Raw genomic sequence first — 24,134 nt, 5'->3', positions numbered from 1 at the left:
AAGGGGTCAGGCCGCAGGTCGCGCGGCCAGGGGGCGAGTCGGCGCCGGCGTCAATGCGCCGCGTTCACCGTGCCGAAGCGCCGCTCGATGTACTGCTCGACGATGGTCTGGAACTCGCGGGCGATGCCCTCGCCGCGCAGCGTCATCGCCTTCTCGCCGTCGATGAACACGGGCGCGGCAGGCGCCTCGCCGGTGCCGGGCAGGCTGATGCCGATGTCGGCGTGCTTGCTTTCGCCGGGCCCGTTGACGATGCAGCCCATGACGGCCACCTTCATCTGCTCGACGCCGGGATAGCGGCTGCGCCAGACGGGCATCTGTGCGCGCAGGAAATCGTCGATCTGCTTGGCCAGCTCCTGGAAGGTGGTGCTGGTGGTGCGGCCGCAGCCCGGGCAGGCGGTGACGCTCGGGTTGAAGCTGCGCAGGCCCAGCGCCTGCAGGATCTCGAGCGCGACGACCACCTCCTGCGTGCGGGCTTCGCCGGGCTGGGGCGTGAGGGACACGCGGATGGTGTCGCCGATGCCTTCCTGCAGCAGCACGGACAGCGCCGCCGCCGAGGCCACCGTGCCCTTGGTGCCCATGCCGGCCTCGGTGAGCCCCAGGTGCAACGCGTAGTCGCACCGCTGGCTGAGGGCGCGGTAGACCGAGATCAGGTCCTGCACGCCGCTGACCTTGCAGCTGATGATGATCTGGTTGGGATCCAGGCCCACGTCACGGGCCGCCTCGGCCGACTGCAGGGCCGACTGCACCAGCGCCTGGTACATCACCTGCTTGGCATCCCAGGGCTGCGCACGAGAGGCGTTGGCGTCCATCAGCGACGCGAGCAGTTCCTGGTCGAGCGAGCCCCAGTTCACGCCGATCCGGATGGCCTTGCCGAGCCGGCAGGCGGCCTCGACCATCTGGGCGAACTGGCGGTCCCGCTTGTCGCCCTTGCCCACGTTGCCGGGGTTGATGCGGTACTTCGAGAGCGCCTCCGCGCACGCCGGGTGCTCGGCCAGCAGGCGGTGGCCGTTGTAGTGGAAGTCACCCACCAGCGGCACATCGATGCCCATGCGGTCGAGCTGGTCGCGGATGTGCGGCACCGCGGCGGCGGCCTCCGGGGTGTTCACCGTCAGCCGCACCATCTCGGAGCCGGCGATGGCGAGCTCCTTGACCTGGATCGCCGTCTCGATGACGTCCACCGTGTCGGTGTTCGTCATGGACTGCACCCGCACGGGGGCGTCACCGCCCACCGTGACGATGCGGCTGCCCCATGCGACACGGGCCTGGCGCGATCGGCGCGGCGCCGGCGCGGCGGCGGTGATGGGCAGCTCGTCCGAGGTGGAAGAGCACGGCAGGGGCAGGTCGCTCATGCGGCGGTCATTTCAGTTCGAGCCGGACGACGTTGTCACCGTTGTCGTCCACGAGGGCCACGGGTTGGCCGCGGAAGTGCATCTCGGTCCCCGCGGCATTGCCGATCTTCACACGCAGCGGCAAGACCCCGTCCAGGCCGGCGGTTTCACCCGCGGACAGCGTGCGGCCGAAGACCTGCTGGCCGCGGCCATCCACCACCTCGATCCACGAGGCCTGCCGCGCCCGCAGCTGCAGGGAGGCTGCACCGGTGCCGGTGGTTGCAGGTGAAGGCGCCGCGGTGGCGGATGCGCTGGGCGGGGTGGCGGCGGGCGACGGCGTCGGCACCGCCGGTGCGGCGGCCGGCACCCGCACTGCGCCTGCGCTGGCCGCGGCGCTTGGGGCCGACGCCGGGAGCGTCGGCGCGGCTCCGGGCAGGGCCGAAGGCGCCGGCCCGCCCGAGGCGAGCGGCGCCGGCAAGGACACGGGCTCCACCACGGTGGAGTCCGCGGGGCGGTCCGCGGACGAACCGCCCGCACGACCGCCTGGCCAGGGCTGCCAGCCGGCAGGCCACAGCAGGAACGCCAGCGCCCCCAGCAACAGCAGCAGCACGCCGCCCACAACCGGGTTCGCCCAGCGGCTGATCTCCGCGGTGTCGTGCGGCCCGTTGCGCTCACGGAACGGGGTGTTCAGGCCCCGCTCCAGCTGGCTGAGCGTGCCCGAGTCCTGCTCGGGCAGGCGTTCCAGCACGGGGCCGGGATCCACCTTCAGCGCCCGGCAGGCGGCCTGGGCCAGGGCCCTCACGAAGGTGGCGCCTTGCAGGTCGTCGTAGCGGTCGGCCTCGAGCGCCTCCAGCTTGCGCGGAGGCACCTTCAGCATGGTGGCCAGGGCGGCCACGTGCAGGCCCTGCTTCTCGCGCGCGGCCTTCAGCAGCGCGCCCGCCGTGGCGGCAGACTCGGTCATTCGAACTGGCCCTTTTCGTACAGCGTGGCTTCGGGCGACTGGGGGAAGCGGTTGAGCAGCTGGATGCCCAGCGCGCGCACCTGGGCGGTCTCGCCCAGCTTGTGTTCGATGCGGGCGGCCAGCCAGAGCGTCTGGGCGCTCACGAGCTGGTCGTTGTTGTTGACCCGCCGGATGTAGAAGCGCGCGCGCTCGGGCTCGCCACGGCGCAGCAGCACCTCCGAGAGGTTGACCGCCGTGGCCGCGTTGGCCGGGTCCAGCTCATACGAGCGCTGCAGGCTGCGCTCGGCTTCGGCCCACTGGTTGTTGCGCGCCTGGCACACCCCCTGCGCCAGCAGGGTGCGTGTCAGTTCCCGGTAGTTCGGCACCGCCAGCGCGGCATTGAACTGCGCTTCGGCCTCCGGGAACCGGCGCTGCTGGCAGAGGTACCAGCCGTAGTTGTGCATGGTGTCGGCGTCGCGCGGGCTCAGCTGCAGGGCCCGACGGAAGCTGTCTTCGGCCAGGCCGTGCTCGCCCATGCGGGCGTAGATCAGGCCACGCAGGTTGTGCGCCTCGGGCAGGTCCGGCTTGGCTTGCAGCGCCAGCTTCACCTCGTCCAGCGCCGTCGTGTTCTGTCCCCGCCCGAAATAGGCCGATGCGAGCTCCATGCGCACGCGGGCGCGGCGATCGGCGTCGGTCTGGTCGGACTCGGTGCGCAGGTCCTGGCTCGGCGGCGCCGCCGGGGCCACGCAGGCGGACAGCAGCACCGTGAGCGCGGCAACGCCGGCCGCCGCGCACCAGGCGCGCAGGGGGGCGGAATGCTTGGATGTCAACGCCATCTCTCCTTCAACCAGCCGGACCAGCCGATGGCCCGCATTGTCAGCGCGAGCGGGGCCCGGGCGGCGTCGGCGTGGCGGCCACGACACGCACGGGCAGCCTTTTCAGGCGTTCGGTCACGCGGGTGCGGTCCTGCACCTCGCCCGCCAGCTGGCCGCAGGCGGCGTCGATGTCGTCGCCGCGCGTCTTGCGCACGGTCGTGACCACGCCAGCGTCCTGGAGCACCTTGGCGAACGCCATCACGCGCGGCCGGGGAGAACGCAGCAGGCCGGAGGCAGGGAAAGGGTTGAACGGGATCAGGTTGAGCTTGCAGGGTACCCGCGGGATGCCGGGTACCCGGCCCTGGATCAGGTCGAGCAGCTGGCGGGCCTGTTCCTCGCTGTCGTTCACGCCGTCGAGCATGCAGTACTCGAAGGTGATGAAGTCGCGCGGGGCCCGGTCCAGATAGCGCAGGCAGGCCGCCATCAGCTCCGCCAGCGGGTACTTGCGGTTGAGCGGCACGAGCTCGTCGCGCAGGACGTCGGTGGGGGCGTGCAGTGACACCGCCAGGGCCACCGGGCAGTCGTCACGCAGGCGGTCCATCATCGGCACGACGCCGGACGTGGACACGGTCACCCGCCGGCGCGACAGGCCGTAGCCGTGGTCGTCCAGCATGACGCGCAGGGCGGGCACCAGCGCGGCGTAGTTCTGCAGCGGCTCGCCCATGCCCATCATCACCACGTTGGTGATGGCGCGTTCGCCCGCGTCCAGGCCCAGGCGCTGGCGCAGGTGGTGCTCGGCGTGCCACAGCTGGGCGAGGATCTCGCCGGTGGTCAGGTTGCGCGAGAACCCCTGGTGGCCGGTGGAGCAGAAGCGGCAACCCACCGCACAGCCCGCCTGCGACGAGACGCACAAGGTGCCCCGGTCGTCCTCGGGGATGAATACCGCCTCGACGGCATCGCCGTTGGCGACGTCGAACAGCCACTTCACCGTGCCGTCCGCCGAGGCCTGCTCGGTGATGACCGGCAGCGGGCGGATCTCGGCCGTCCCGGCGAGCTTGTCGCGCAGGGACTTGGCCAGGTCGGTCATGGCACCGAAATCGGCGGCGCCCTTCTGGTGGATCCAGCGGAAGAGCTGGGTGGCGCGGAAACGCTTTTCCCCCAGCCCTTCGCAGTGGGCGGCGAGGCCGTCCAGGTCGAAGTCGAGCAGATTGACCAACCCCATGACACGACCCTTGCCAGCCGCCCGAAGGCAGTGTCAGCGCGAATGGACCTGCATGCCCGGGAAGAAGAACGCCACTTCCACGGCGGCGGTCTCCGCGGCGTCCGAGCCGTGCACGGCGTTGGCGTCGATCGAGTCGGCGAAATCGGCGCGGATGGTGCCCTTGTCGGCCTTCTTCGGGTCGGTGGCGCCCATCAGCTCGCGGTTCTTCGCGATGGCGTTCTCGCCCTCGAGCACCTGCACCATCACCGGGCCGGAGATCATGAAGCCGACGAGGTCGTTGAAGAAGGGACGGGCCTTGTGCACGGCGTAGAAAGCCTCGGCGTCCGCACGCGACAGCTGCATCATGCGCGCAGCGATGACCTTCAGGCCGGCGCCTTCAAAGCGCGAGTAGATCTGGCCGATCACGTTCTTGGCGACCGCGTCGGGCTTGATGATCGAGAGGGTACGTTCGATGGCCATGGTGTTCTCCTGGGTGCTTGATGGAAGCAAAGCCTTGAATTCTATCGTGCGACAGGGGTGGACCGCCCGCCCGTGGGCGGGTTCCCCGCTGCCTCAGCGCCGGCCGCGGCGACCGCCCCCGCCCCCGCCCTTGCCGTGCACCTTGCGCACGAAGGCATCGGCGCCGATGTAGCCGACGGAGGTCTGCATCGGATCCGGCTCGCGCTGGGCGCCCCCTCCTCCCTTGCCACCCTTGGCCGGCTTGCCGCCGAAGCCCCGCTGCGGCTGCACGAAGCGCTTGTCGTAGGTCTGCTGCAGGGGGTTGGGGATGGGACCGTTCTCGTAGTCCTCGTCACGCCGCGGCTGCCGCTGGTTCTGCACGGCACGCCGGTCGTAGGTCTGCATCAGGGGATTGGGGATGCGGGTCGGGTCGCCCGGCTCACGCAGTTCACCCGGCAGGCGGTCGCCGTCCTCCCGGTCCCGCACGCGGTCGCGTTCCGGCCGGTCCCGGCGCACGTTCTCCGGGCCTTTCTTCTTGGCCTGTGCCTGGCCCTGGCGGTCCTGGCGGTCCTGGCGGTCCTGCCGATCCGGGCGGTCAGGACGATCCTGCCGGTCCGCTCGCCCGCCATCCGGGCCGCCGCGCTTGGCCGGCGCACCGCGCTCCGGACGGCCGCCGTCGCGGCGGGGCTCACCGCCCCGCGGGCCATCGGTCATCTGGCGCAGCGCGCGCACGTCCGCCTCGCCCAGGTCGACCCACACGCCGCGCTTCAGCCCCCGCGGCAGCACCACGCAGCCATAGCGGATACGGATCAGCCGGCTCACCGCCAGGCCCACGGCCTCGAACAGGCGGCGCACCTCACGGTTGCGGCCCTCGGTGATGACCACCCGGTACCAGTGGTTCACGCCCTCGCCGCCGCCGTCCTCGATGGACTTGAACGCAGCCGGCTGGCCCTCGATCTCCACCCCGGCCAGCAGGCGGTCCCGGGCGTCCTTCTCCAACGTGCCGAGGACGCGCACCGCGTACTCACGCTCCACGCCGAAGCGCGGGTGCATCAGCTTGTTGGCCATGTCACCGGAGTTGGTGAACAGCAGCAGGCCTTCGGTGTTGATGTCCAGGCGGCCTACCGACTGCCACTTGCCCTGCGGCAGGCGCGGCAGCTTGCGGAACACCGTCGGCCTCTGCTGAGGATCGTCGTGCGTGACGACCTCGCCCACCGGCTTGTGGTAGGCGATCACCCTGGCAGGCGGCGGTGCGATACGGAAGCGCACCGGCTTGCCGTCGAGCGTCACGCGGTCGCCAAAGGACACGCGCATGCCCGTGTGGGCCACCTCACCGTTCACCTGCACCCGGCCATCGATGATGGCCTGCTCCATGTCGCGCCGCGAGCCGATGCCGGACTGGGCCAGCACCTTGTGCAGCTTGGGGGCGTCGGCATCGGGCAGCAGCACGCGCTTGTCCGAGGCCTCCCCCGCATTCGCGGTACCGCCCTCGGAGGCCGCGTCCGTGGCGTCGGGCGCCAGCTCGACCTGGCTGCCAGCGGCCGCTTCGTCGCCCACCCCGGCATCCGCCATCGCCATGCCCTCTTCGCTCGCATCGAACTCGCCAGCGAGCACGGCGGCAAAGGCCTCGGCGGCATCGGGCACGACGCCCCCGCCGGCCGTCGCGGGCGCGCCGCCCTCGGCCACGGCCTGCCCTTCCGGGGCGCCGTCACGCTCGCCCTTGCCACGGCGACGCCGGCGGCGGTTGCGTCCGCGGCGGCCTTCGCCGTCCGCCTCTTCATCGTCGCCCCCGTCAGGCGCCAGAGCGTCCTCGGCGCCCGCGGTCGCCTCCGGGGCCGCCACGGCAGGCACCGGCGGCGCGGCGGTCACGGCCACCGCCTCGACGGCCACCCCGTCACCGCCCTGCCCGGCCTCCGCCATGCTGGCGCCCGCTTCGGCCACGGGCTCGGCGGGCTTGCGAGCCCGCGGGCGGGGTGTCTTGCGCGCCGGGGCCGTCGGGTCCGCCGCGGCCTCGCTGGCCGGCTCCCCCGTCGGCTCGCCGACCGTCGCGTCCGCCTCGGCCATGTCGGCCTTGCGCGCTCGCGTGCGGCGCCGCGGCGCGGGGGCCGCGCCGTTGTCGGTGCCCTCGGGCGCCGGGGCCGCGTCGGACGGCGGCATGTCGGGCTGGGAATCGTGGTTCATGCTGTGGGGGAACTGGAGGGAGGGGGGGTATCGGTGTCGGGGTCCGGGCCAGCCTCGGCGGCATGGCCGTCCGGGGTCCCGGTGTCGGTCTCGGCGTCGGTCTCGGCGTCGGTCTCGGCGTCGGTCTCGGAGCCGGTCTCGCTGGTGGCGACGGTCTGTGCCTCGCTTCGTGCGTCGGTCGGCGGGTGGGTCTCCGCGTCGGCCTGCCTGTCAGCCGGCTCGTCGGCTGCCTCGTCGGCCGGGGCCTCAGCCGGCTCCAGCGGCAGCTGCGCCTGGTCGACCAGCAGCGCCGACTGTGCCTCGCCCAGCGCCGCCAGCGCCTGGGCACCGGCCGGGCTGTCGAGCAGGGGCAGCTTGTCCAGGCTGTCCAGGCCCAGGTCATCCAGGAACTGGCGCGTGGTGGCATACAGGGCCGGCCGGCCCGGCGCGTCCCGGTGACCGATGGCTTCGATCCAGCCGCGGTCCTCGAGCTGCTTCATGATCTGGCTGGACACCACCACGCCGCGGATGTCCTCGATGTCGCCGCGCGTGACGGGCTGGCGGTACGCGATGATGGCCAGGGTCTCGAGCACCGCGCGCGAGTAGCGCGGCGGCTTCTCGGGGTTGAGCCGGTCGAGGAACTCGCGCATCTCCGGCCGGCTCTGGAACCGCCAGCCGCTGGACAGCGCGACGAGCTCCACGCCCCGCCCCGACCATTCGCGAGACAGCTCGTCGAGCATGGTCCGCAGCGTGTCGCTGCCCACCTGCTCGGCAAACAGCGCCCGCATGTCGCGCAGCGGCATGGGCTGGCTGGCGCAGATGAGCGCCGTCTCAAGCACGCGCTTGGCGTCCTGTGTGTTCATCGACCGGCATCAAGGCTGCAACAAGGAGGCAGCGACGTTGTCATCAACAGGCCCGCTCAGGGGCACGACCGGCCCGGCGACGCGGCGGCGCGAGCGCGCCAGGGTGACGTCGGGCTGGCAGGGCGCGCAGGGCGCCAGCGGGGCAATACGTTGGTTGGTGTGGCCGGCGGCTCCAGTGGCGGCCAGCGGGGGGCTCGATCGGCGCCTGCGCCGCATCGCGTTCGGCGACGTGCGGCTCTCCAGGGCGGGGCGGGCATGGCCAGGACTTCGACCACGGCACCTGCCGCTCGGAACGACGGTCGGCTTGGGGCCGCATTGTAGCCTGCCGAGGCGGCACCGTGCCGCCTCGCGTGCTGCCGTCTGTCAACCGGGCACCACAGCGGCCCAGGCCTGGGCGAAGTCCGGCGGCGGCTCGGCGCGGAACGCCAACGGCCGCCGCGTGAGCGGGTGGTCGAGCTCCAGCTCGACGGCGTGCAGGGCCTGACGCTGCATGCCGAGGGCCGGCGATCCCCCATACAAGGTGTCGGCGACCAAGGGGTGCCCGCGCGATGCGAGGTGAACACGGATCTGGTGCGTGCGGCCCGTGTGCAGCACGCACCGGACGGCGCTCACCGGCCCGGTCATGGCCGCCCCGCTGGCCACCGGCAGGACGTCCGTCCGCGCCGGCTTGCCCTGTGCGGTGACCGCCATGCGGACCCGGGAAACGGGATCGCGGCCCACCGGCGCTTCGACCGTGAAGGGATCCAGCCCGACGTCGCCATGGGCCAGTGCCAGGTACCGCCGGTGGATGTGGCGCGCGGCCAGGTCGCGCACCAGCGCGGTCATGGCTTCCAGGGTGCGCGCCACGACCATGAGGCCGGAGGTGTCCTTGTCCAGCCGGTGCACGATGCCCGCTCGCGGCAGGCGGGCCGCGCGGGCATCGTGCGCCAGCAGGCCGTTGAGCAGGGTCCCGGACCAGTGCCCCGGCGCCGGGTGCACCACCAGGCCGGCGGGCTTGTGCAGCACGAGCAGGTGCTCGTCCTGGTGCACGATGTCCAGCGGCATGGCCTGCGGGGTGAAGGCCAGCGCCTCGGCGGGCGGCACGAGATGGACCTCGACCTGCTGCCCTGCGCGCAGCTTGCGGGACGCCGTGGTCGCCGTCACGCCGTCCAGGCGCACTTCGCCCGCGGCGAGCAGGCCCTGCAGGTGGCTGCGCGAGAACTCCGGCACCCCCTGTGCGAGCACCTTGTCCAGGCGCTGGGCGTGGCCCCCGGCGTCCACCCGCCACGTGCGCCATTCGGCCTGCGGCCCGGCCCCCTCGTCCGGCACGCCATCGCCCAGCAGGTCACTGTCGGGCGTTTCCGGGACGGTGTCCCGGGACGGGCAAGCCCCCCCCATATAATCCTTCACTTTCCCGCCCGACCATTCCGGCACGGCGTTCGCTGATGCCGCTGCACCGATGATCCAAGCCTTGATGCGTCGCCCTCTGGCGCGCGCCGCGATGACGTCCCTGGCCGTGCTGCTGGCCGCCTGCAGCTCGACGCCGGACGACGGCGACATCCAGGGGTCTGCGGAGAAATTGTATGCAGATGCCAAGTCCGACATGTCGGCCGGCGGCTGGCTCAACGCGATCAAGCTGCTCGAACGTGTGGAAGGCCGCGCTGGCGGCACGCTGCTGGCCCAGCAGGCCCAGCTGGACCTGGCCTACGCCAACTGGAAGGCCGGCGAAAAGGCCGCGGCGCTGTCCACGCTCGACCGCTTCATCAAGCTGAATCCGTCCAGCCCCGGCCTGGACTACGCGCTGTACCTGCGCGGCCTGGTGAACTTCAACGACAACATCGGCGTGCTCGCGTCGCTGTCGCGGCAGAAGCTGTCCGAGCGCGACCAGCAGGCAGCGCGCGATGCCTACCAGGCCTTCAAGCAGCTGGTCGAGCAGTTCCCGGAGTCCAAGTACACGCCGGACGCCAAGCTGCGCATGGACTACATCGTCAATGCGCTGGCCGACTACGAGGTGCATGTCGCGCGCTACTACCTGCGGCGCGGCGCCTACGTGGCTGCGGCGAACCGCGCACAGCAGGCGATCGTCACCTACCCCCAGACGGCGGCCACCGAGGAAGCCCTCCACATCATGGCCCAGGCCTACGACAAGCTGGGCCTGGAGCAGCTGCGCGACGATGCCGGCCGGGTGCTCAAGGGCAACTACCCCAACAGCCGCTTCATCGCGGGCAACCCCGGCAGCGAGAAGCCGTGGTGGCAGTTCTGGGACGACGAGAAGGCCTGGTGGCAGCTCTGGTGACGGGCGAGCACGGCCCGGTGGGAACGCCCGCCGGGTCGGCCTGGTCTACCTGAGCGACCGCAACCAGCCCAGGGCCTCCTCACCCGAGGCCACCGGACGCATGGGCGGCAGCGCCGCCAGCAGGCGCGCCCCATAACGCTTCTCGCGCAGGCGCGTGTCGCAGATGACCAGCAGCCCCTTGTCCGTCTCGGTCCGGATCAGGCGCCCTGCCCCCTGCTTCAGCGCGATGGCCGCCTCGGCCACGAAGTAGTCGTTGAACGCGTCGCGGCCCTGCGACTTCAGCTGCCGCACCCGCGCCTCGACCAGCGGGTCGTTCGGCGGCGGGAACGGCAGCTTGTCGATCATGACGCATTGCAAGGCGTCGCCCGGCACGTCGATGCCCTCCCAGAAGCTCTGCGACCCCACCAGCACGCAACCGCCCTGCTGGAAGCGCGACAGCAGCGCCCGCTTGGCCGCCGTGCCCTGCACCAGCACCTCCAGCGGCTGGCCCAGGGCAGTGAGCTCGGCGCCCAGGGACTCCGCCACGATGCGCATCGCGCGCAAGGTGGTGGTGAGCACGAAGGTCCGTCCACCCAGCGCCGCGGCGCAATGCGCCGCCGCCCGACCGACCTGGGCGTAGTGGGCATCGTCCCCGGGCGGCGGGAACCGCGGCGGCACGTACACCCGGGCATGCGCCGGATAGTCGAAGGGGCTGCCCACGCGCAGGTGGCGTGCGTCCTCCAGCCCGGTGGACTCGCTGAACCAGCTCAGCGTCTCGTCGTCGCCCAGCGTCGCCGAGGTGAACACCCAGGCCCGGGGCGCGAGCGCACGCTGCTGCGTGAGCATGGCCCGGATGTCCAGGGGGCTGTCCACCAGCCGCGCCTGCGATGGCGTCAGGTCGACCCACCGCACATGGTCGTCCGCGCCGCGGCCCTGGAAGCGCACGGCCTGGGCGGCCAGGTCTTGTGCCCTGGCCTGCAGCCGGGCGAAGTCGGGCGCGGCCTCGGACACGGCCTGCGCCGCCTCGGCGGCCGCCTTGAGCGCCCCCTGCAGGCCGCCCAGCGCCTCGGCAAGGCCGGGGCCGGCCGCCTCCTCCCACCGCCGCTTGATGAGGGCACGCACGTCCGGCATGCCCTCGGCAGCGGCCAGGCGCAGGTCCCGGGCGGCCTTCTCCAGCGCCGCGCAGATCTCCGTCCACGGCTGCAGGCCGCGGGCATGCTGCAGCCCGGCGGCCAGCAGGTCCCGCGCGACGTCGATCGCCTGGCCCGTGCCCAGCGTTTGTCCGAGGAACTGCACGCCGGCCTCCACCATCTGGTGCGCCTCGTCGAACACCGCCACGTCCACCGTGGGCAGCAGTTCGGCGACACCGCTGTCACGCAGCGCCAGGTCCGCGAAGAACAGGTGGTGGTTCACCACCACGATGTCCGCGGCCATGGCGTCGCGCCGCGCCTTCATCACATGGCAGCTGGCGTATTCGGGGCACTCGCTGCCCAGGCAGTTGTCGCGGGTGGAGGTGACCAGCGGGATGACGTCCGACCGCTCGTCCAGGCCCTCCAGCTCGCCGATGTCGCCCGTCACCGTGGCATGCGCCCAGGTCTCGATGCGCGCCAGCGCACGCACCGCCGTGCGATCCGGCAGCATCGCGCCCTCGCGCGCCTGGGCCAGGCGATGGCGGCACAGGTAGCTGCCGCGACCCTTGAGCAAGGCGACCGTGGCCGGCACACCCAGCGCATCGCGCAGGCGCGGCAGGTCGCGGAAGAACAGCTGGTCCTGCAGGCTCTTGGTGGCGGTGCTCACCAGGGTGCGACGAGCCGACAGCAGCACGGGCACGAGGTAGGCGAAGGTCTTGCCGACACCGGTGCCCGCCTCGACGACCAGGGCCTGCCGGTCCTCGATGGCCCGTGCCACGGCATCGGCCATCTGCAGCTGCGCCTCGCGCGGGCGGTAGCCGGCATCCGTGCGGCCCAGGGGGCCATCGGCCAGGAAACTGCGCTCCACGGCGGGCCGCAGCCCGTCGAGGGCGATCGCATCGGTCATCAGGCGAGTTCGGGGGGTTCGAGCGCCGCTTCCAGCCGCGCGATCTCGTCGCGCAGCGCCAGCCGGCGCTTCTTCAGCCGGCGCAGGGAGAGCTCGTCGGCGCCCGCCTGGGTGCCTGCGCGGTCGATCAGACCGTCCAGGTCGGCGTGCTCCATGCGCAGCTCGATCAACCGGCGGTGCGGAGAATGCAGGCTATCGGGGTTCGCTGGCGCGTCGCTCACAGCCGGCCAGTTTATATTGCCGGGCATGATGAGTACGCCGACCCAGGGCTTCCGCCTGTCCGCTGCCACCGGCCTGCACCGTGGCGACCGCGCCTACCAGCAGGACCAGGTGGAGATCCTCGCCCACACCCGTGTGCCCGGCTGCGCCCTGGCCCTGGTGGCCGACGGCATGGGCGGCAAGAGCGGGGGCCGCACCGCCGCCGACCAAGTGGTGATGATCGCCCGCCAGGTATTCGACCGCTACTCGCCCGGCACGGACGACACGGCCGCCATGCTGCGGCAGCTGATCGTCGAGTCGCACCTCATGATCAAGCTCACGGCCATCACCGCCGACGAGGAGCCGCACAGCACACTGGCCGCCTTCCTGGTGCGGCCGGACCTCTCCGCCTGGACGGTGCACGCGGGTGATTCGCGGGTCTACCACTTCCGCGGCCCGGACATGGTGCGACGCACCATCGACCACTCCTATGTGCAGCGGCTGATCGACGAAGGCAAGATCACCGAGGCGCAGGCCAACACGCACCCGCAATCCAACCTACTCACCGGCTGCCTGGGCACCCAGCAGGACCCGCCGGTGGAGGTGGCCGAGATCGGCCCGCTGCAGGTGGGCGACACGCTGCTGGCCTGCTCGGACGGCCTGTGGCACTACCTGTCGCCCAAGGAACTGGGCGCCATCGTGAACGCGCTGTCCCCGCGCGAGGCCAGCGAGATGCTCATCAGCAAGGCCCGCCAACGGGCGCGGGGCACGGGCGACAACCTGTCGCTGGCCCTCATTCGCGTCGAAGCGCTGAAGTAGCGCGCGCCGGCTAGGTCAGGGACGTGTCCACGTCCCGGTGGCCGAGCGCCAGGAACTCGGCCGACTGCATCTCGACCAGGCGCGAGACGGTGCGCGGAAACTCGTGCGCCAGCGGGCCCTCGGTGTACAGCTGCTCGGGCGGCACCGCGGCCGAGACGATCAGCTTCACGCGCCGGTCGTAGAGCACATCGACCAGCCAGGTGAAGCGACGCGCCTCGGAGGCCAGCCGTGGCGGCATCTGCGGCACGTCCGACAGCAGCACCGTGTGGAACTGCGTGGCCAGCTCCAGGTAGTCGTTCTGTGAGCGCGGGCCACCGCACAAGGTGGCGAAGTCGAACCACACCACGCCGCCGGCGCGCCGCCGCGCGCGGATCTCGCGCTGCTCGATGTGCAGCACGGGCGACTCGTCGCGCGCCTCGGCCAGCTCGTCGAAGGCGCGCGCCATGGCGGCGTCGGCATCGCCACCCAGCGGCGTGTGGTACAGCTGCACGTGCTCCAGCGTGCGCCGCCGGTAGTCGGTGCCAGCATCGACGTTGATCACCTCGAGCTTGTCCTTCAGCAGCGCGATGGCGGGCAGGATGCGGTCGCGGTGCAGGCCGTTCGGGTACAGGCCGTCGGGATGGAAGTTGGAGGTCGTGACGATGGACACGCGGTGCGCGAACAACGATTCCAGCAGCCGGTGCAGGATCATCGCGTCCGTCACGTCGGCCACGTGGAACTCGTCGAAGCAGATCAGGCGGTAGCGCCGGGCGATGCGTGCGCCGAGCTCCTCCAGCGGGTTCTGCCGGCCTTTCAGGTCCTGCAGCTCGCGGTGCACCTCGCGCATGAACTCATGGAAGTGCAGACGGGTCTTGCGGGTGAGCGGCACGGACTGGAAGAAGCAGTCCATGAGGAAGCTCTTGCCGCGCCCGACGCCGCCGTACATGTAGACGCCGCGCGGGATGGGCGGCCGCACCAGCAGCTTGGCCACGACGTTGCCGCGGCGGGCCTTGTAGGCCAGCCACTCGTTCTCGCAGCGCTCGAGCGCGTCGATGGCGCGCAGCTGAGCGGGGTCAGCCGTGTAACCCCGCTCAGCCAGCGTCTGCTGGTACAGCGCCCGGACGCTCACTGCCAGGTCAGAAGTTCAGCGTGCGCTTGTCCACCGCGAGCGCCGCTTCCTTGGTCGCCTCGGACAGCGACGGGTGGGCGTGGCAGATGCGCGCGATGTCCTCGGACGAGGCCTTGAACTCCATGGCCACCACGGCCTCGGCGATCAGTTCGGACGCGAACGGGCCGATGATGTGCACGCCGAGGATCTCGTCGGTCTGCGCGTCCGCCAGCATCTTGACGAAGCCGGTCGTGTCGCCCAGCGCGCGCGCCCGGCCATTGGCCAGGAACGGGAACTGGCCGGCCTTGTAGGCGCGGCCTTCGGCCTTGAGCTGCTGTTCCGTCTTGCCCACCCAGGCGATCTCGGGGCTGGTGTAGATGACCCACGGGATGGTGTCGAAGTTGACATGCCCGTGCTGGCCGGCGATGCGCTCGGCCACGGCCACACCCTCCTCCTCCGCCTTGTGCGCCAGCATGGGGCCACGGACCACGTCACCCACTGCCCACACGCCGGGCAGGTTGGTGCGGCACTCCGCGTCCACGACGATGGCGCCGCGCTCGTCGAGCTTCAGGCCCACGGCCTCGGCGTTCAGGCCGGTGGTGTTGGGCACGCGGCCGATCGAGACGATCAGGCGGTCACAGGCCAGCACCTGCTCGGCGCCCTTGGCGTCGGCGTACTTCACGGTGACGCCGTCGGCCGTCTTCTCCACGCCCGAGATCTTCACGCCGAGCTGGATGTCCAGGCCCTGCTTCTTGAAGACCTTGGCCGCTTCCTTGGCCACCGCCTCGTCGGCCGCGCCCAGGAAGGCCGGCATGGCCTCGAGGATGGTGACCTGCGCGCCCAGGCGCCGCCACACCGAGCCCATCTCCAGGCCGATCACGCCGGAGCCGATCACGCCCAGCTTCTGGGGCACCGACGGGATGCGCAGGGCACCGTCGTTCGACAGGATGTGCTCCTCGTCGAACGGCGCGCCAGGCAGCGCGCGGGCGCTGGAGCCCGTGGCCACGATCACCTGCTTGGCAACGAGCGTCTCGTTCGCCGCACCGGCCACCGCGACTTCGTAGCCGCCGTCCTTGGCCGCCACGAACGAACCGCGGCCGTGGAAGAAGCTCACCTTGTTCTTCTTGAACAGGTAGAGGATGCCGTCGTTGTTCTGCTTCACGACGGCGTCCTTGCGGCCCACCATCTTGGCCACGTCGATCTTCAGGTCGGCCAGGCTGATGCCGTGGTCGCCGAAGTGGTGCGCGGCGTGGTCGAAGTGCTCGCTGGACTGCAGCAGGGCCTTGGACGGGATGCAGCCGACGTTGGTGCAGGTGCCGCCGGGGGCGGGCCCGCCGGCAGCGTTCTTCCACTCGTCGATGCACGCCGTGTTGAAGCCGAGCTGCGCCGCGCGGATGGCAGCGATGTAGCCGCCGGGGCCGCCGCCGATGACGACGACGTCGAATTGCTTGCTGGACATCGATGGCCTTTCGCGTCAGATGTCGAACAGCAGGCGCGCGGGGTCTTCCAGCGCTTCCTTCATGGCGACCAGGCCCAGCACGGCTTCGCGGCCGTCGATGATGCGGTGGTCGTAGCTCATCGCCAGGTAGTTGATGGGGCGCACCACGACCTGGCCGTTCTCCACCACCGCGCGGTCCTTGGTGGCGTGCACGCCCAGGATGGCCGACTGCGGCGGGTTGATGATGGGCGTGGACAGCATCGAGCCGAACACGCCGCCATTGGAGATGGAGAAGGTGCCGCCGGTGAGCTCCTCGATGCCCAGCTTGCCGTCCTTGGCCTTCTGGCCGAACTCGGCGATCTTCTTCTCGATGTCGGCGAAGTTCATCTGGTCCGCATTGCGGATGATGGGCACGACCAGGCCGCGCGGCGAGCCCACCGCGATGCCGATGTCGAAGAAGCCGTGGTAGACGATGTCGTTGCCGTCGACCGACGCGTTCAGGACCGGGTACTTCTTGAGGGCGTGCACGGCCGCCTTCACGAAGAAGCTCATGAAGCCCAGCTTCACGCCGTGCTCCTTCTCGAACTTGTCCTGGAAGCGCTTGCGCATCTCCATCACCGGGGCCATGTTGACCTCGTTGAAGGTGGTGAGGATGGCGTTGGTGGACTGGGACTGCAGCAGGCGCTCGGCCACGCGCGCACGCAGGCGCGTCATGGGCACGCGCTGCTCCGGGCGGTCGCCCAGGTTCTGCGCCACCGGCGCGGCCACGGGAGGCAGCGGCTTGGCCACGGCCGGCGCGGCAGGGGCCGACACGGGCGCCGGCGCGGCCGGCTTGGCGCCGGCGGCCAGCACGTCGCCCTTGGTCACGCGGCCGTCGCGGCCGGTGCCGGCCACGCCGCTCGCAGCCAGGCCCTTCTCGGCCAGCAGCTTGGCCGCGGCGGGCATCGCCACGTCGCCCTTGCCACCGCCCGTGGCGGCCGCAGCCGGCGCGGCCGGCGCCGGGGCATCGGCCACCTGCTTGACCTGCAGCGGGCTGACCTGCGCGCTGGCGTCGGTGTCGATGCGGGCGATGACCTCCTCGCTGACGACGGTCTCGCCGTCGTTCTTGATGATCTGCGCCAGCACGCCGGCCGACGGCGCCGGCACTTCGAGCACGACCTTGTCGGTCTCGATCTCGATCAGCGTCTCGTCCACGGCGATGGCGTCGCCGGGCTTCTTCTTCCAGGTGATGAGGGTGCCCTCCGAGACGGATTCGGAGAACTGGGGAACCTTGACGTCGATGATGGCCATGATGTGTATTGCGTGTGCCTTACTTCGAAAGGACGAAGCCCTTGAGCTTGCCGAAGGCCTGGTCGAGCAGTGCCTTCTGCTGGTCCTGGTGCAGGTGGGCATAACCCACGGCGGGCGACGCCGACGCGGGGCGCCCGGCGTAGCCGAGCTTCTGGCCGTCCTGCATGTTGTCGTGGATCTGGTGCTGCACGAAGAACCAGGCGCCCTGGTTCTGCGGCTCGTCCTGGCACCACACGATCTCGGTGGCCGCGGCGTACTTCTTCATCTCCGCGGCGAAGGCCTTGTGGGGGAAGGGGTACAGCTGCTCGACGCGCAGGATCGCCACGTCGAAGGCCTTCTTCTCCTCGCGCTTCTTGACCAGGTCGTAGTACACCTTGCCGGAGCAGGCGATCACGCGCTTGACCTTCGCGGCATCGATCTCGGCGTTGAGTTCCGGGATCACGGTGCGGAACTCACCCTTGGTGAACTCCGACATCGGCGAGGTGGCGTCCTTGTTCCGCAGCAGCGACTTCGGGGTCATGATGACCAGCGGCTTGCGGAACATGCGCACCATCTGCCGGCGCAGCAGGTGGAAGATCTGGCTGGCCGTGGTGGGCTGCACGATCTGCATGTTGTTGTCCGCGGCCAGCTGCATGAAGCGCTCGAGGCGCGCCGAGCTGTGCTCTGGGCCCTGGCCTTCGTAGCCGTGCGGCAGCATCATGACCAGGCCGTTGGCACGGCCCCACTTCACCTCGCCCGAGGCGATGAACTGGTCGATGACGACCTGCGCGCCGTTGACGAAGTCGCCGAACTGGGCTTCCCAGATGGTCAGCGTGTTGGGGTCGGCACTGGCGTAGCCGTACTCGAAGCCCAGCACCGCCTCTTCCGACAGGATGGAGTCGATGACGACGAACGGCGCCTGGTTGTCCGCCACGTGCTGCAGCGGGATGTAGGTGCCTTCGTCGAACTTCTCGCGGTTCTGGTCGTGCAGCACGGCATGGCGGTGCACGAAGGTGCCGCGGCCGCAGTCCTCGCCGGACAGGCGCACCGGGTAGCCCGAGGCCACCAGCGAGGCGTAGGCCAGGTGCTCGCCCATGCCCCAGTCCATGTTGATCTCGCCGCGGCCCATGGCGGCGCGGTCGGCGATCACCTTCTCGACCAGCGGGTGCACCTTGAAGTTGGCCGGGATGGTGGTGATGCGCTCGGCCAGGCGCTTCACCTCGGCCAGCGGCAGCGCGGTGTCGGCCGCGTCGGTCCATTTCTTGCCGAGGAACGGCGTCCAGTCCACCGCGTACTTGCTCTTGTAGTTGGTCAGGACCAGGTCGCGGGTGTGCTTGCCCGCGTCCATGGCGGCGCGGAAGGCCTTGACCATCTCGTCAGGCCCCTCGGCCGGCAGCACGCCCTGGGCGACCAGCTTCTCGCCGAACAGCTTGCGCGTGCCCGGGTGCTGGCCGATCTTCTTGTACATCAGGGGCTGCGTCAGCGCGGGCGTGTCCTGCTCGTTGTGGCCGAGCTTGCGGAAGCAGACGATGTCCACCACCACGTCCTTGTTGAACTGCTGGCGGTAGTCGAGCGCGAGCTGGGTGCACCACACCACGGCGTCGGGGTCGTCGCCGTTCACGTGCAGCACCGGCGCCTCGATCATCTTCACCACGTCCGAGCAGTACAGCGTGGAGCGGGTGTCGCGCGGGTCGCTGGTGGTGAAGCCGATCTGGTTGTTGATGACGATGTGCAGCGTGCCACCGGTGTAGTAGCCGCGCGTCTGGGCCAGCGCCAGCGTCTCCATCACCACGCCCTGGCCGGCGAAGGCGGCATCGCCGTGCACCAGCACCGGCAGCACCTGGGTGCCGTCGGCATCGCCGCGGCGGTCCATGCGGGCCTTGACGGAGCCCTCGACCACCGGGTTCACGATCTCCAGGTGCGAGGGGTTGAACGCCAGGCTCAGGTGCACCGGGCCACCGGCGGTGGACACGTCGCTGGAGAAGCCCTGGTGGTACTTCACGTCACCGGCGGGCAGGTCCTCGGGCGCGGTGTGCTCGAACTCGCTGAACAGGTCCTTGGGCGCCTTGCCCAGCGTGTTGACCAGCACGTTCAGGCGGCCGCGGTGGGCCATGCCGATCACGATCTCCTGCACGCCCTTTTCGCCGGCACGCTGGACCACCTCATCCATCGAGGCGATGAAGCTCTCGCCGCCCTCGAGCGAGAAGCGCTTCTGGCCGACGTACTTGGTGTGCAGGTAGCGCTCCAGGCCCTCGGCCGCCGTCAGGCGGTCGAGGATGTGGCGGCGCTTCTCGGGCGAGAACTGCGGCTTGCTGCGCGCGCTTTCCAGGCGCTCCTGCCACCAGCGCTTCTCGGCCGGGTCGGTGCAGTGCATGAACTCGGCGCCGATGGTGCCGCAGTAGGTCTCACGCAGCGCCTGCATGATCTCGCGCAGCGTCATGTTCTCGGCGCGCGAGAAGTAGGTGTTCGCGGCGCTGAACGAGATGTCCATGTCGGACTCGCTCAGGTCGTAGAACGCCGGCTCCAGCTCGGGGATCTTGGGGCGCTCGGTGCGCTTGAGCGGGTCCAGGTCGGCCCAACGGCTGCCGAGGAAGCGGTAGGCGGCGATCAGCGACTGGACGTGCACCTGCTTGCGGGCCACGGCCAGGTCGGCCGAGCTGGCCTTCACGGTGAGCGCATTCGACTTCGCCCGCTGGGCAAAGGATTCGATCACCGGGGCATGCGCCACGTCGCGGCTGTCGGAGCCGTCGACCGCCGGCACGTTCTGCAGCGCGTCGAAGTAGGCGCGCCAGTTGTCGGGCACGGCGCCGGGATTGTCGAGGTAGGCCTCGTACATCTCTTCGACGTACGGTGCGTTACCGCCGAACAGGTACGAGTTCGACCTGTACTGCTGCATCATCTTTCGCTCACCTTTCGCCCCGGTTTCCAGGGCTACGATGGGTTGGACAACCTTCCGCGGCCCGGCTCGACCGGTTGGCGGATAAGCGACCCGCCTTGCTGTTGTCTCAGCCAGCAAGGGGCACAGAAGGGACTAGGGATTCACGCCCGGCACTGTAACACCGTCGGTCGCGTGCCGGGCCGCCCCGAATTACGCAACGGGGACCCTGCTACTTTCCTGACAGGCGGCCAGGGATGCGCGCACAGTGGCGGCGATGACACAGGTGATCTGGCTGCAGCCCGAGGCGCCGCGCCAGCCGGCGCTGGGGCAGCCCTGCAATGGCTGTGGCGTGTGCTGTGCGGCCGAGCCGTGCCCGGTGGGCATGCTGCTCAGCCGGCGCCGCCGGGGCGCCTGCCGGGCATTGGTGTGGTCGGCCGCGGACGGCTGCTACCGCTGTGCCCTGGTACAGGCGCCCGGGCGCGTGCTGCCGTGGCTGCCGGTCGCGGCCGCGCCCTGGGTGGCCCGGGCAGCCCGGCGGTGGATCGCCGCCGCCACCGGCTGCGACGCGACCCTGGTGGCGGAGCCGAGCGCGCCGGATCGCGCGGGCTGAGCCCCTCGGCGCCTCAGAGCTTCAGGCGCGCACGGGCCTCGGCGTACTCACGCGCCAAGCGCGCCACCAGCTCGCGGGCGGGCACCACCTGCTTGACGGGCCCGATGCCCTGCCCGCAGCCCCAGATGTCCTTCCAGGCCTTCTTGGCGTCGCCACCGAAGTTCATGGCGGAGGGGTCGCTCTCGGGCAGCTTGTCCGGGTCCAGCCCGGCCGCGCGGATGGACGGCTTCAGGTAGTTGCCGTGCACGCCAGTGAACAGGCTGGAGTAGACGATGTCGTCGCTCGAGCACTCCACGATCGCCTGCTTGTACGCGTCCACCGCCCTCGCCTCCTCGGTGGCGATGAAGGCCGAGCCGATGTAGGCGAAGTCGGCGCCCATGGCCTGGGCAGCCAGCACCGCGCCGCCCGTGGCGATGGCGCCCGACAGGGCGAGCGGGCCATCGAACCACTCGCGGATCTCCTGCACGAGCGCGAACGGGCTCTTGGTGCCGGCGTGTCCGCCGGCCCCTGCGGCCACCGCGATGAGGCCGTCGGCGCCCTTCTCGATCGCCTTCTTCGCGAAGGTGTTGTTGATGACGTCGTGCAGCACCACGCCGCCCCAGCTGTGCACCGCGTCGTTCACGTCGGTGCGCGCGCCCAGGGAGGTGATGACGATGGGCACCTTGTACTTGGCGCACACCTGCAGGTCGTGCTCCAGGCGGTCGTTGCTCTTGTGCACGATCTGGTTGATCGCGAAGGGCGCGGCCGGCCGGTCCGGGTGCTCGCGGTTGTGGGCGGCCAGCGTCTCCGTGATCTCGGCGAGCCACTCGTCGAGCTGCTGGGCGGGGCGGGCGTTGAGCGCGGGCATGGAGCCCACCACGCCCGCCTTGCACTGCTCGATGACCAGCTTGGGGTTGGAAATGATGAACAGCGGCGAACCGATGATGGGCAGCGGCAGGTTCGCCAGGACGGCGGGCATCGTCATCAGAAGGCCTCCAGAGCCATGTCGTTGATCGGGGCGGCGCCGTCCACGATCGCGTCGCGCAGGCCGGGGGCCTGGGTGAGGATGTGGTCGGCGTAGAAGCGGGCGGTGGCGATCTTGGCGCGCATGAAGTCGGCGTCGCTGCCCTCGGCGAGACGCTTTTCCGCGGCCAGCAGCGCACGACCCATCTGCCAGCCGGCCACCAGGTTGCCGGCCAGCATCAGGTACTTCACGCTGCCGCCGTACACGGCGTTGGGCTGGCCCTTCGCCCCAGCGACCACGAACTCCACCACGTCGAGGAAGGCCAGGCGGGCGGCGCCGAGGCGGCGGGACATCGCCTGCGCCGCGTCGTTGCCGCTGGCCGCGAGCGCCTGCTCCGTCTGCTCGATCTGCGCGGCGATGGCCCGGGCCGTGCGGCCGCCGTCGCGCGCGGTCTTGCGCCCCACCAGGTCGTTGGCCTGGATCGCCGTGGTCCCTTCGTAGATGGTCAGGATCTTCGCGTCGCGGTAGTGCTGCGCGGCCCCCGTCTCCTCGATGAAACCCATGCCGCCATGCACCTGCACGCCCAGCGAGGCGACGTCGATGCTCATCTCGGTGGAATAGCCCTTGATCAGCGGCACCAGGAACTCGTAGACCGCCTGGTTCTGGGCACGGGCCTCGGGGTCGGGGTGGTGGTGGGCCGCGTCGTACGCGGCCGCCCCCACCAGCGCCATGGCGCGGCAGCCCTCGGTGTACGCACGCATCGTCATGAGCATGCGACGCACGTCCGGGTGGTGGATGATGGGCGCGGCCGTGTTCATGGAGCCGTCCACCGGCCGCGACTGCACGCGGTCGCGCGCATAGGCCACGGCGCGCTGGTAGGCGCGGTCGGCCACAGCGATGCCCTGCACGCCCACCCCGAAGCGGGCGGCGTTCATCATCACGAACATGTACTCGAGGCCGCGGTTCTCCTCGCCCACCAGGTAGCCGACGGCCCCGCCGTGGTCGCCGTACTGCAGCACGGCGGTGGGGCTGGCCTTGATGCCCATCTTGTGCTCGATGCTCACGCAGTGCACGTCGTTGCGCGCGCCCGGCGTGCCGTCGGCATTGAGCAGGAACTTCGGGCAGATGAACAGCGAGATGCCCTTCACGCCCTCGGGTGCCCCGGCCACGCGCGCCAGCACGAGATGGACGATGTTCTCGGCCATGTCGTGCTCACCCCAGGTGATGAAGATCTTCGTGCCGAAGAGCTTGTAGCTGCCGTCGGGTTGCGGCTCCGCGCGCGTGCGCACCAGCGACAGGTCCGAGCCCGCCTGCGGCTCGGTCAGGTTCATGGTGCCGGTCCAGGTGCCGTCGATGAGCTTGGGCAGGTAGGTGGCCTGCTGCTCGGGCGTGCCGGCCGTCAGCAGCGCCTCGATCGCGCCGTCCGTCAGCAGCGGGCACAGCGCGAAGCTCATGTTGGCCGCGTTGACCATTTCCTGGCAGGCCGCATGGATCAGCTTGGGCAGGCCCTGGCCGCCGAAGTCGGCCGGGTGGTGCAGGCCCTGCCAGCCGCCCTGCACGTACTGGTCGAAGGCGGCCTTGAAGCCCGGCGTGGCGCGCACCTCGCCAGCCTGGAAGGACGAGGGGTTCACGTCACCGTCCCAGTTCAGCGGGGCGACCACGTCCTCGTTCAGCTTGGCGCATTCCTCCAGCACGGCCTGGGCGGTGTCCAGGCCGGCCTCCTCGAAGCCGGGCAGGCGCGAGACGGCGTCGATGCCGGCCAGCTCCTGCATCACGAACAGCATGTCCTTGACGGGCGCGCGGTAGGTCATGGGGTCTCCTGAAGTCATGAAAAAGGGCGCCACGGCGGGCGCCCTTCGGATGCATCGGTGCGCGTCGCCATGGGCGCGCGCCAGTGGGGCGTCAGAGGGCGTTGATGAGCTCGGGCACGGCGGCGAACAGGTCCGCCTCCAGGCCGTAATCCGCCACGCTGAAGATCGGCGCTTCCGGATCCTTGTTGATCGCCACGATCACCTTGGAATCCTTCATGCCGGCCAGGTGCTGGATGGCGCCCGAGATGCCGACGGCCACGTACAGCTGCGGGGCGACGATCTTGCCCGTCTGGCCCACCTGCCAGTCGTTGGGGGCGTAGCCCGCATCGACCGCGGCGCGGCTCGCGCCGAGCGCGGCGCCCAGCTTGTCGGCCAGGGGCGTGAGCACCTCGGTGAACTTCTCCGAGGAACCCAGCGCGCGGCCGCCGGAGACGATGATCTTGGCGCCGGTGAGTTCCGGGCGGTCGCTCTTCGTGACCTCGCGGCCGACGAAGCTGGCCTTGCCGTTGCCGGCCGCCGCCGCGATGGATTCCACTGAGGCAGAGCCGCCGGTCGCCGCGGCGGGATCGAAGGCCGTGGTACGCACCGTGATCACCTTCACCGCGTCCGCGCTCTGCACGGTCGCGATCGCGTTGCCGGCGTAGATGGGGCGCTCGAAGGTGTCAGCGGCCACCACCTTGGTGATGTCGCTGATCTGAGCCACGTCCAGCCTGGCGGCCACGCGCGGGGCGGCGTTCTTGCCGTTGGCCGTGGCCGGGAACAGGATGTGGCTGTAGCCCGAGGCCAGCGCCAGCACCTGGGCGGCCACGTCCTCGGCCAGCAGCTCGGCGAAGCGCGCGTCGTCGGCATGCAGCACCTTGGCCACACCGGCCACCTGCGCCGCCGCCTGGGCGGCCGCGCCGGCGCCGGAGCCGGCCACCAGCACGTGCACGTCGCCGCCGCATTGGGCCGCAGCGCTCACGGTGTTGAGGGTCGCGCCCTTGAGCGCGGCGTTGTCGTGTTCGGCAATGACGAGGACAGCCAT

The 24,134-nt window shown here is 70.7% G+C and carries 20 protein-coding genes; 3 read left to right on the top strand and 17 right to left on the bottom strand.

Annotated elements, in window-relative coordinates; translation table 11 throughout:
• Positions 1-50 precede the first annotated feature (50 nt).
• From ispG to ACE3UN_RS03470, 8 genes are all read right to left on the bottom strand, one after another.
• Positions 51-1,349 (bottom strand): flavodoxin-dependent (E)-4-hydroxy-3-methylbut-2-enyl-diphosphate synthase, encoded by a 1,299-nt coding sequence (ispG, locus tag ACE3UN_RS03505; RefSeq protein ID WP_374673528.1) that lies wholly within the window; start codon positions 1,347-1,349, stop codon positions 51-53.
• Positions 1,350-1,356: 7 nt separating this feature from the next.
• Positions 1,357-2,289 (bottom strand): helix-turn-helix domain-containing protein, encoded by a 933-nt coding sequence (locus ACE3UN_RS03500; RefSeq protein WP_374673527.1) that lies wholly within the window; start codon positions 2,287-2,289, stop codon positions 1,357-1,359.
• The gene (pilW, locus tag ACE3UN_RS03495) at positions 2,286-3,104 is read right to left on the bottom strand and encodes a type IV pilus biogenesis/stability protein PilW (protein ID WP_374673526.1); all 819 of its coding nucleotides are present in this window, start codon (positions 3,102-3,104) and stop codon (positions 2,286-2,288) included. Before pilW ends, ACE3UN_RS03500 begins: the two co-directional genes overlap by 4 nt.
• Positions 3,105-3,144: 40 nt before the next feature.
• Complete coding sequence (gene rlmN / locus ACE3UN_RS03490; protein ID WP_374673525.1) at positions 3,145-4,305, bottom strand: 23S rRNA (adenine(2503)-C(2))-methyltransferase RlmN; 1,161 nt, start codon at positions 4,303-4,305, stop codon at positions 3,145-3,147.
• Positions 4,306-4,338: 33 nt separating this feature from the next.
• Positions 4,339-4,764, bottom strand: a complete 426-nt coding sequence (ndk, locus tag ACE3UN_RS03485; protein WP_374673524.1) for a nucleoside-diphosphate kinase — start codon at positions 4,762-4,764, stop codon at positions 4,339-4,341.
• Positions 4,765-4,857: 93 nt separating this feature from the next.
• Positions 4,858-6,924: a pseudouridine synthase gene (locus ACE3UN_RS03480; RefSeq protein ID WP_374673523.1), complete on the bottom strand. Its 2,067-nt coding sequence runs from the start codon at positions 6,922-6,924 to the stop codon at positions 4,858-4,860.
• A complete protein-coding gene (gene scpB / locus ACE3UN_RS03475) occupies positions 6,921-7,766 on the bottom strand; it encodes an SMC-Scp complex subunit ScpB (RefSeq protein WP_374673522.1) in 846 nt (281 codons plus the stop codon). Before scpB ends, ACE3UN_RS03480 begins: the two co-directional genes overlap by 4 nt.
• Positions 7,767-8,129: 363 nt before the next feature.
• The gene (locus tag ACE3UN_RS03470) at positions 8,130-9,143 is read right to left on the bottom strand and encodes an RluA family pseudouridine synthase (protein ID WP_374673521.1); all 1,014 of its coding nucleotides are present in this window, start codon (positions 9,141-9,143) and stop codon (positions 8,130-8,132) included.
• A 73-nt stretch (positions 9,144-9,216) separates the two neighbouring features.
• Between ACE3UN_RS03470 and ACE3UN_RS03465 the strand changes: the two genes are divergently transcribed.
• The gene (locus ACE3UN_RS03465; protein ID WP_374673520.1) at positions 9,217-10,041 is read left to right on the top strand and encodes an outer membrane protein assembly factor BamD; all 825 of its coding nucleotides are present in this window, start codon (positions 9,217-9,219) and stop codon (positions 10,039-10,041) included.
• Positions 10,042-10,086: 45 nt separating this feature from the next.
• Here the strand turns inward: ACE3UN_RS03465 and ACE3UN_RS03460 are convergent, their stop codons facing one another.
• Positions 10,087-12,057, bottom strand: coding sequence for an ATP-dependent DNA helicase (locus tag ACE3UN_RS03460; RefSeq protein ID WP_374673519.1), 1,971 nt, complete (start codon positions 12,055-12,057; stop codon positions 10,087-10,089).
• Positions 12,057-12,305 (bottom strand): YdcH family protein, encoded by a 249-nt coding sequence (locus tag ACE3UN_RS03455; protein ID WP_374673518.1) that lies wholly within the window; start codon positions 12,303-12,305, stop codon positions 12,057-12,059. Before ACE3UN_RS03455 ends, ACE3UN_RS03460 begins: the two co-directional genes overlap by 1 nt.
• A 1-nt stretch (position 12,306) precedes the next feature.
• On the opposite strand from ACE3UN_RS03455, the gene ACE3UN_RS03450 reads away from it, so the two are divergent.
• Positions 12,307-13,074, top strand: coding sequence for a PP2C family serine/threonine-protein phosphatase (locus ACE3UN_RS03450; protein WP_374673517.1), 768 nt, complete (start codon positions 12,307-12,309; stop codon positions 13,072-13,074).
• A gap of 10 nt (positions 13,075-13,084) precedes the next feature.
• Here ACE3UN_RS03450 and zapE read toward each other — a convergent pair whose 3' ends face one another.
• The 4 genes from zapE to ACE3UN_RS03430 are packed head-to-tail and all read right to left on the bottom strand — an operon-like array spanning position 13,085 to position 19,767.
• Complete coding sequence (gene zapE / locus ACE3UN_RS03445; protein ID WP_374673516.1) at positions 13,085-14,182, bottom strand: cell division protein ZapE; 1,098 nt, start codon at positions 14,180-14,182, stop codon at positions 13,085-13,087.
• 7 nt (positions 14,183-14,189) lie between these two features.
• The gene (lpdA, locus tag ACE3UN_RS03440; protein WP_374673515.1) at positions 14,190-15,620 is read right to left on the bottom strand and encodes a dihydrolipoyl dehydrogenase; all 1,431 of its coding nucleotides are present in this window, start codon (positions 15,618-15,620) and stop codon (positions 14,190-14,192) included.
• Positions 15,621-15,635: 15 nt separating this feature from the next.
• Positions 15,636-16,889, bottom strand: a complete 1,254-nt coding sequence (odhB, locus tag ACE3UN_RS03435) for a 2-oxoglutarate dehydrogenase complex dihydrolipoyllysine-residue succinyltransferase (protein ID WP_374673514.1) — start codon at positions 16,887-16,889, stop codon at positions 15,636-15,638.
• 19 nt (positions 16,890-16,908) lie between these two features.
• Positions 16,909-19,767 carry a 2-oxoglutarate dehydrogenase E1 component gene (locus tag ACE3UN_RS03430; protein ID WP_374673513.1) on the bottom strand — a complete coding sequence of 953 codons (2,859 nt, stop codon included), beginning with the start codon at positions 19,765-19,767 and terminating at the stop codon, positions 16,909-16,911.
• Between the two features lie 253 nt (positions 19,768-20,020).
• Here ACE3UN_RS03430 and ACE3UN_RS03425 point away from each other — a divergent pair, with 253 nt between their 5' ends.
• Positions 20,021-20,356, top strand: a complete 336-nt coding sequence (locus tag ACE3UN_RS03425; protein WP_374673512.1) for a hypothetical protein — start codon at positions 20,021-20,023, stop codon at positions 20,354-20,356.
• 13 nt (positions 20,357-20,369) lie between these two features.
• Here ACE3UN_RS03425 and ACE3UN_RS03420 read toward each other — a convergent pair whose 3' ends face one another.
• From ACE3UN_RS03420 to ACE3UN_RS03410, 3 genes are all read right to left on the bottom strand, one after another.
• Positions 20,370-21,320, bottom strand: coding sequence for an NAD(P)H-dependent flavin oxidoreductase (locus tag ACE3UN_RS03420; RefSeq protein ID WP_374673511.1), 951 nt, complete (start codon positions 21,318-21,320; stop codon positions 20,370-20,372).
• Positions 21,320-23,110 carry an acyl-CoA dehydrogenase gene (locus tag ACE3UN_RS03415; RefSeq protein ID WP_374673510.1) on the bottom strand — a complete coding sequence of 597 codons (1,791 nt, stop codon included), beginning with the start codon at positions 23,108-23,110 and terminating at the stop codon, positions 21,320-21,322. Before ACE3UN_RS03415 ends, ACE3UN_RS03420 begins: the two co-directional genes overlap by 1 nt.
• A gap of 91 nt (positions 23,111-23,201) precedes the next feature.
• On the bottom strand, positions 23,202-24,134 hold the full coding sequence (locus ACE3UN_RS03410) for an electron transfer flavoprotein subunit alpha/FixB family protein (RefSeq protein ID WP_374673509.1): 933 nt from the start codon (positions 24,132-24,134) through the stop codon (positions 23,202-23,204).

The organism is Ideonella sp., from assembly GCF_041918995.1.
Taxonomy (GTDB): Bacteria; Pseudomonadota; Gammaproteobacteria; order Burkholderiales; family Burkholderiaceae_C; genus Ideonella.
Note: the sequence above shows the minus strand (reverse complement) of the source record. Positions and strands in the feature narration are given on the sequence as shown.

What these genes read in the sequence shown, in the direction of transcription:
- ispG (WP_374673528.1), bottom strand. Translation starts at nt 1,349, where the DNA reads ATGAGCGACCTGCCCCTGCCGTGCTCTTCCACCTCGGACGAGCTGCCC.
- ACE3UN_RS03500 (WP_374673527.1), bottom strand. Translation starts at nt 2,289, where the DNA reads ATGACCGAGTCTGCCGCCACGGCGGGCGCGCTGCTGAAGGCCGCGCGC.
- pilW (WP_374673526.1), bottom strand. Translation starts at nt 3,104, where the DNA reads ATGGCGTTGACATCCAAGCATTCCGCCCCCCTGCGCGCCTGGTGCGCG.
- rlmN (WP_374673525.1), bottom strand. Translation starts at nt 4,305, where the DNA reads ATGGGGTTGGTCAATCTGCTCGACTTCGACCTGGACGGCCTCGCCGCC.
- ndk (WP_374673524.1), bottom strand. Translation starts at nt 4,764, where the DNA reads ATGGCCATCGAACGTACCCTCTCGATCATCAAGCCCGACGCGGTCGCC.
- ACE3UN_RS03480 (WP_374673523.1), bottom strand. Translation starts at nt 6,924, where the DNA reads ATGAACCACGATTCCCAGCCCGACATGCCGCCGTCCGACGCGGCCCCG.
- scpB (WP_374673522.1), bottom strand. Translation starts at nt 7,766, where the DNA reads ATGAACACACAGGACGCCAAGCGCGTGCTTGAGACGGCGCTCATCTGC.
- ACE3UN_RS03470 (WP_374673521.1), bottom strand. Translation starts at nt 9,143, where the DNA reads ATGGGGGGGGCTTGCCCGTCCCGGGACACCGTCCCGGAAACGCCCGAC.
- ACE3UN_RS03460 (WP_374673519.1), bottom strand. Translation starts at nt 12,057, where the DNA reads ATGACCGATGCGATCGCCCTCGACGGGCTGCGGCCCGCCGTGGAGCGC.
- ACE3UN_RS03455 (WP_374673518.1), bottom strand. Translation starts at nt 12,305, where the DNA reads ATGCCCGGCAATATAAACTGGCCGGCTGTGAGCGACGCGCCAGCGAAC.
- ACE3UN_RS03450 (WP_374673517.1), top strand. Translation starts at nt 12,307, where the DNA reads ATGAGTACGCCGACCCAGGGCTTCCGCCTGTCCGCTGCCACCGGCCTG.
- lpdA (WP_374673515.1), bottom strand. Translation starts at nt 15,620, where the DNA reads ATGTCCAGCAAGCAATTCGACGTCGTCGTCATCGGCGGCGGCCCCGGC.
- odhB (WP_374673514.1), bottom strand. Translation starts at nt 16,889, where the DNA reads ATGGCCATCATCGACGTCAAGGTTCCCCAGTTCTCCGAATCCGTCTCG.
- ACE3UN_RS03430 (WP_374673513.1), bottom strand. Translation starts at nt 19,767, where the DNA reads ATGATGCAGCAGTACAGGTCGAACTCGTACCTGTTCGGCGGTAACGCA.
- ACE3UN_RS03425 (WP_374673512.1), top strand. Translation starts at nt 20,021, where the DNA reads ATGACACAGGTGATCTGGCTGCAGCCCGAGGCGCCGCGCCAGCCGGCG.
- ACE3UN_RS03420 (WP_374673511.1), bottom strand. Translation starts at nt 21,320, where the DNA reads ATGACGATGCCCGCCGTCCTGGCGAACCTGCCGCTGCCCATCATCGGT.
- ACE3UN_RS03415 (WP_374673510.1), bottom strand. Translation starts at nt 23,110, where the DNA reads ATGACCTACCGCGCGCCCGTCAAGGACATGCTGTTCGTGATGCAGGAG.
- ACE3UN_RS03410 (WP_374673509.1), bottom strand. Translation starts at nt 24,134, where the DNA reads ATGGCTGTCCTCGTCATTGCCGAACACGACAACGCCGCGCTCAAGGGC.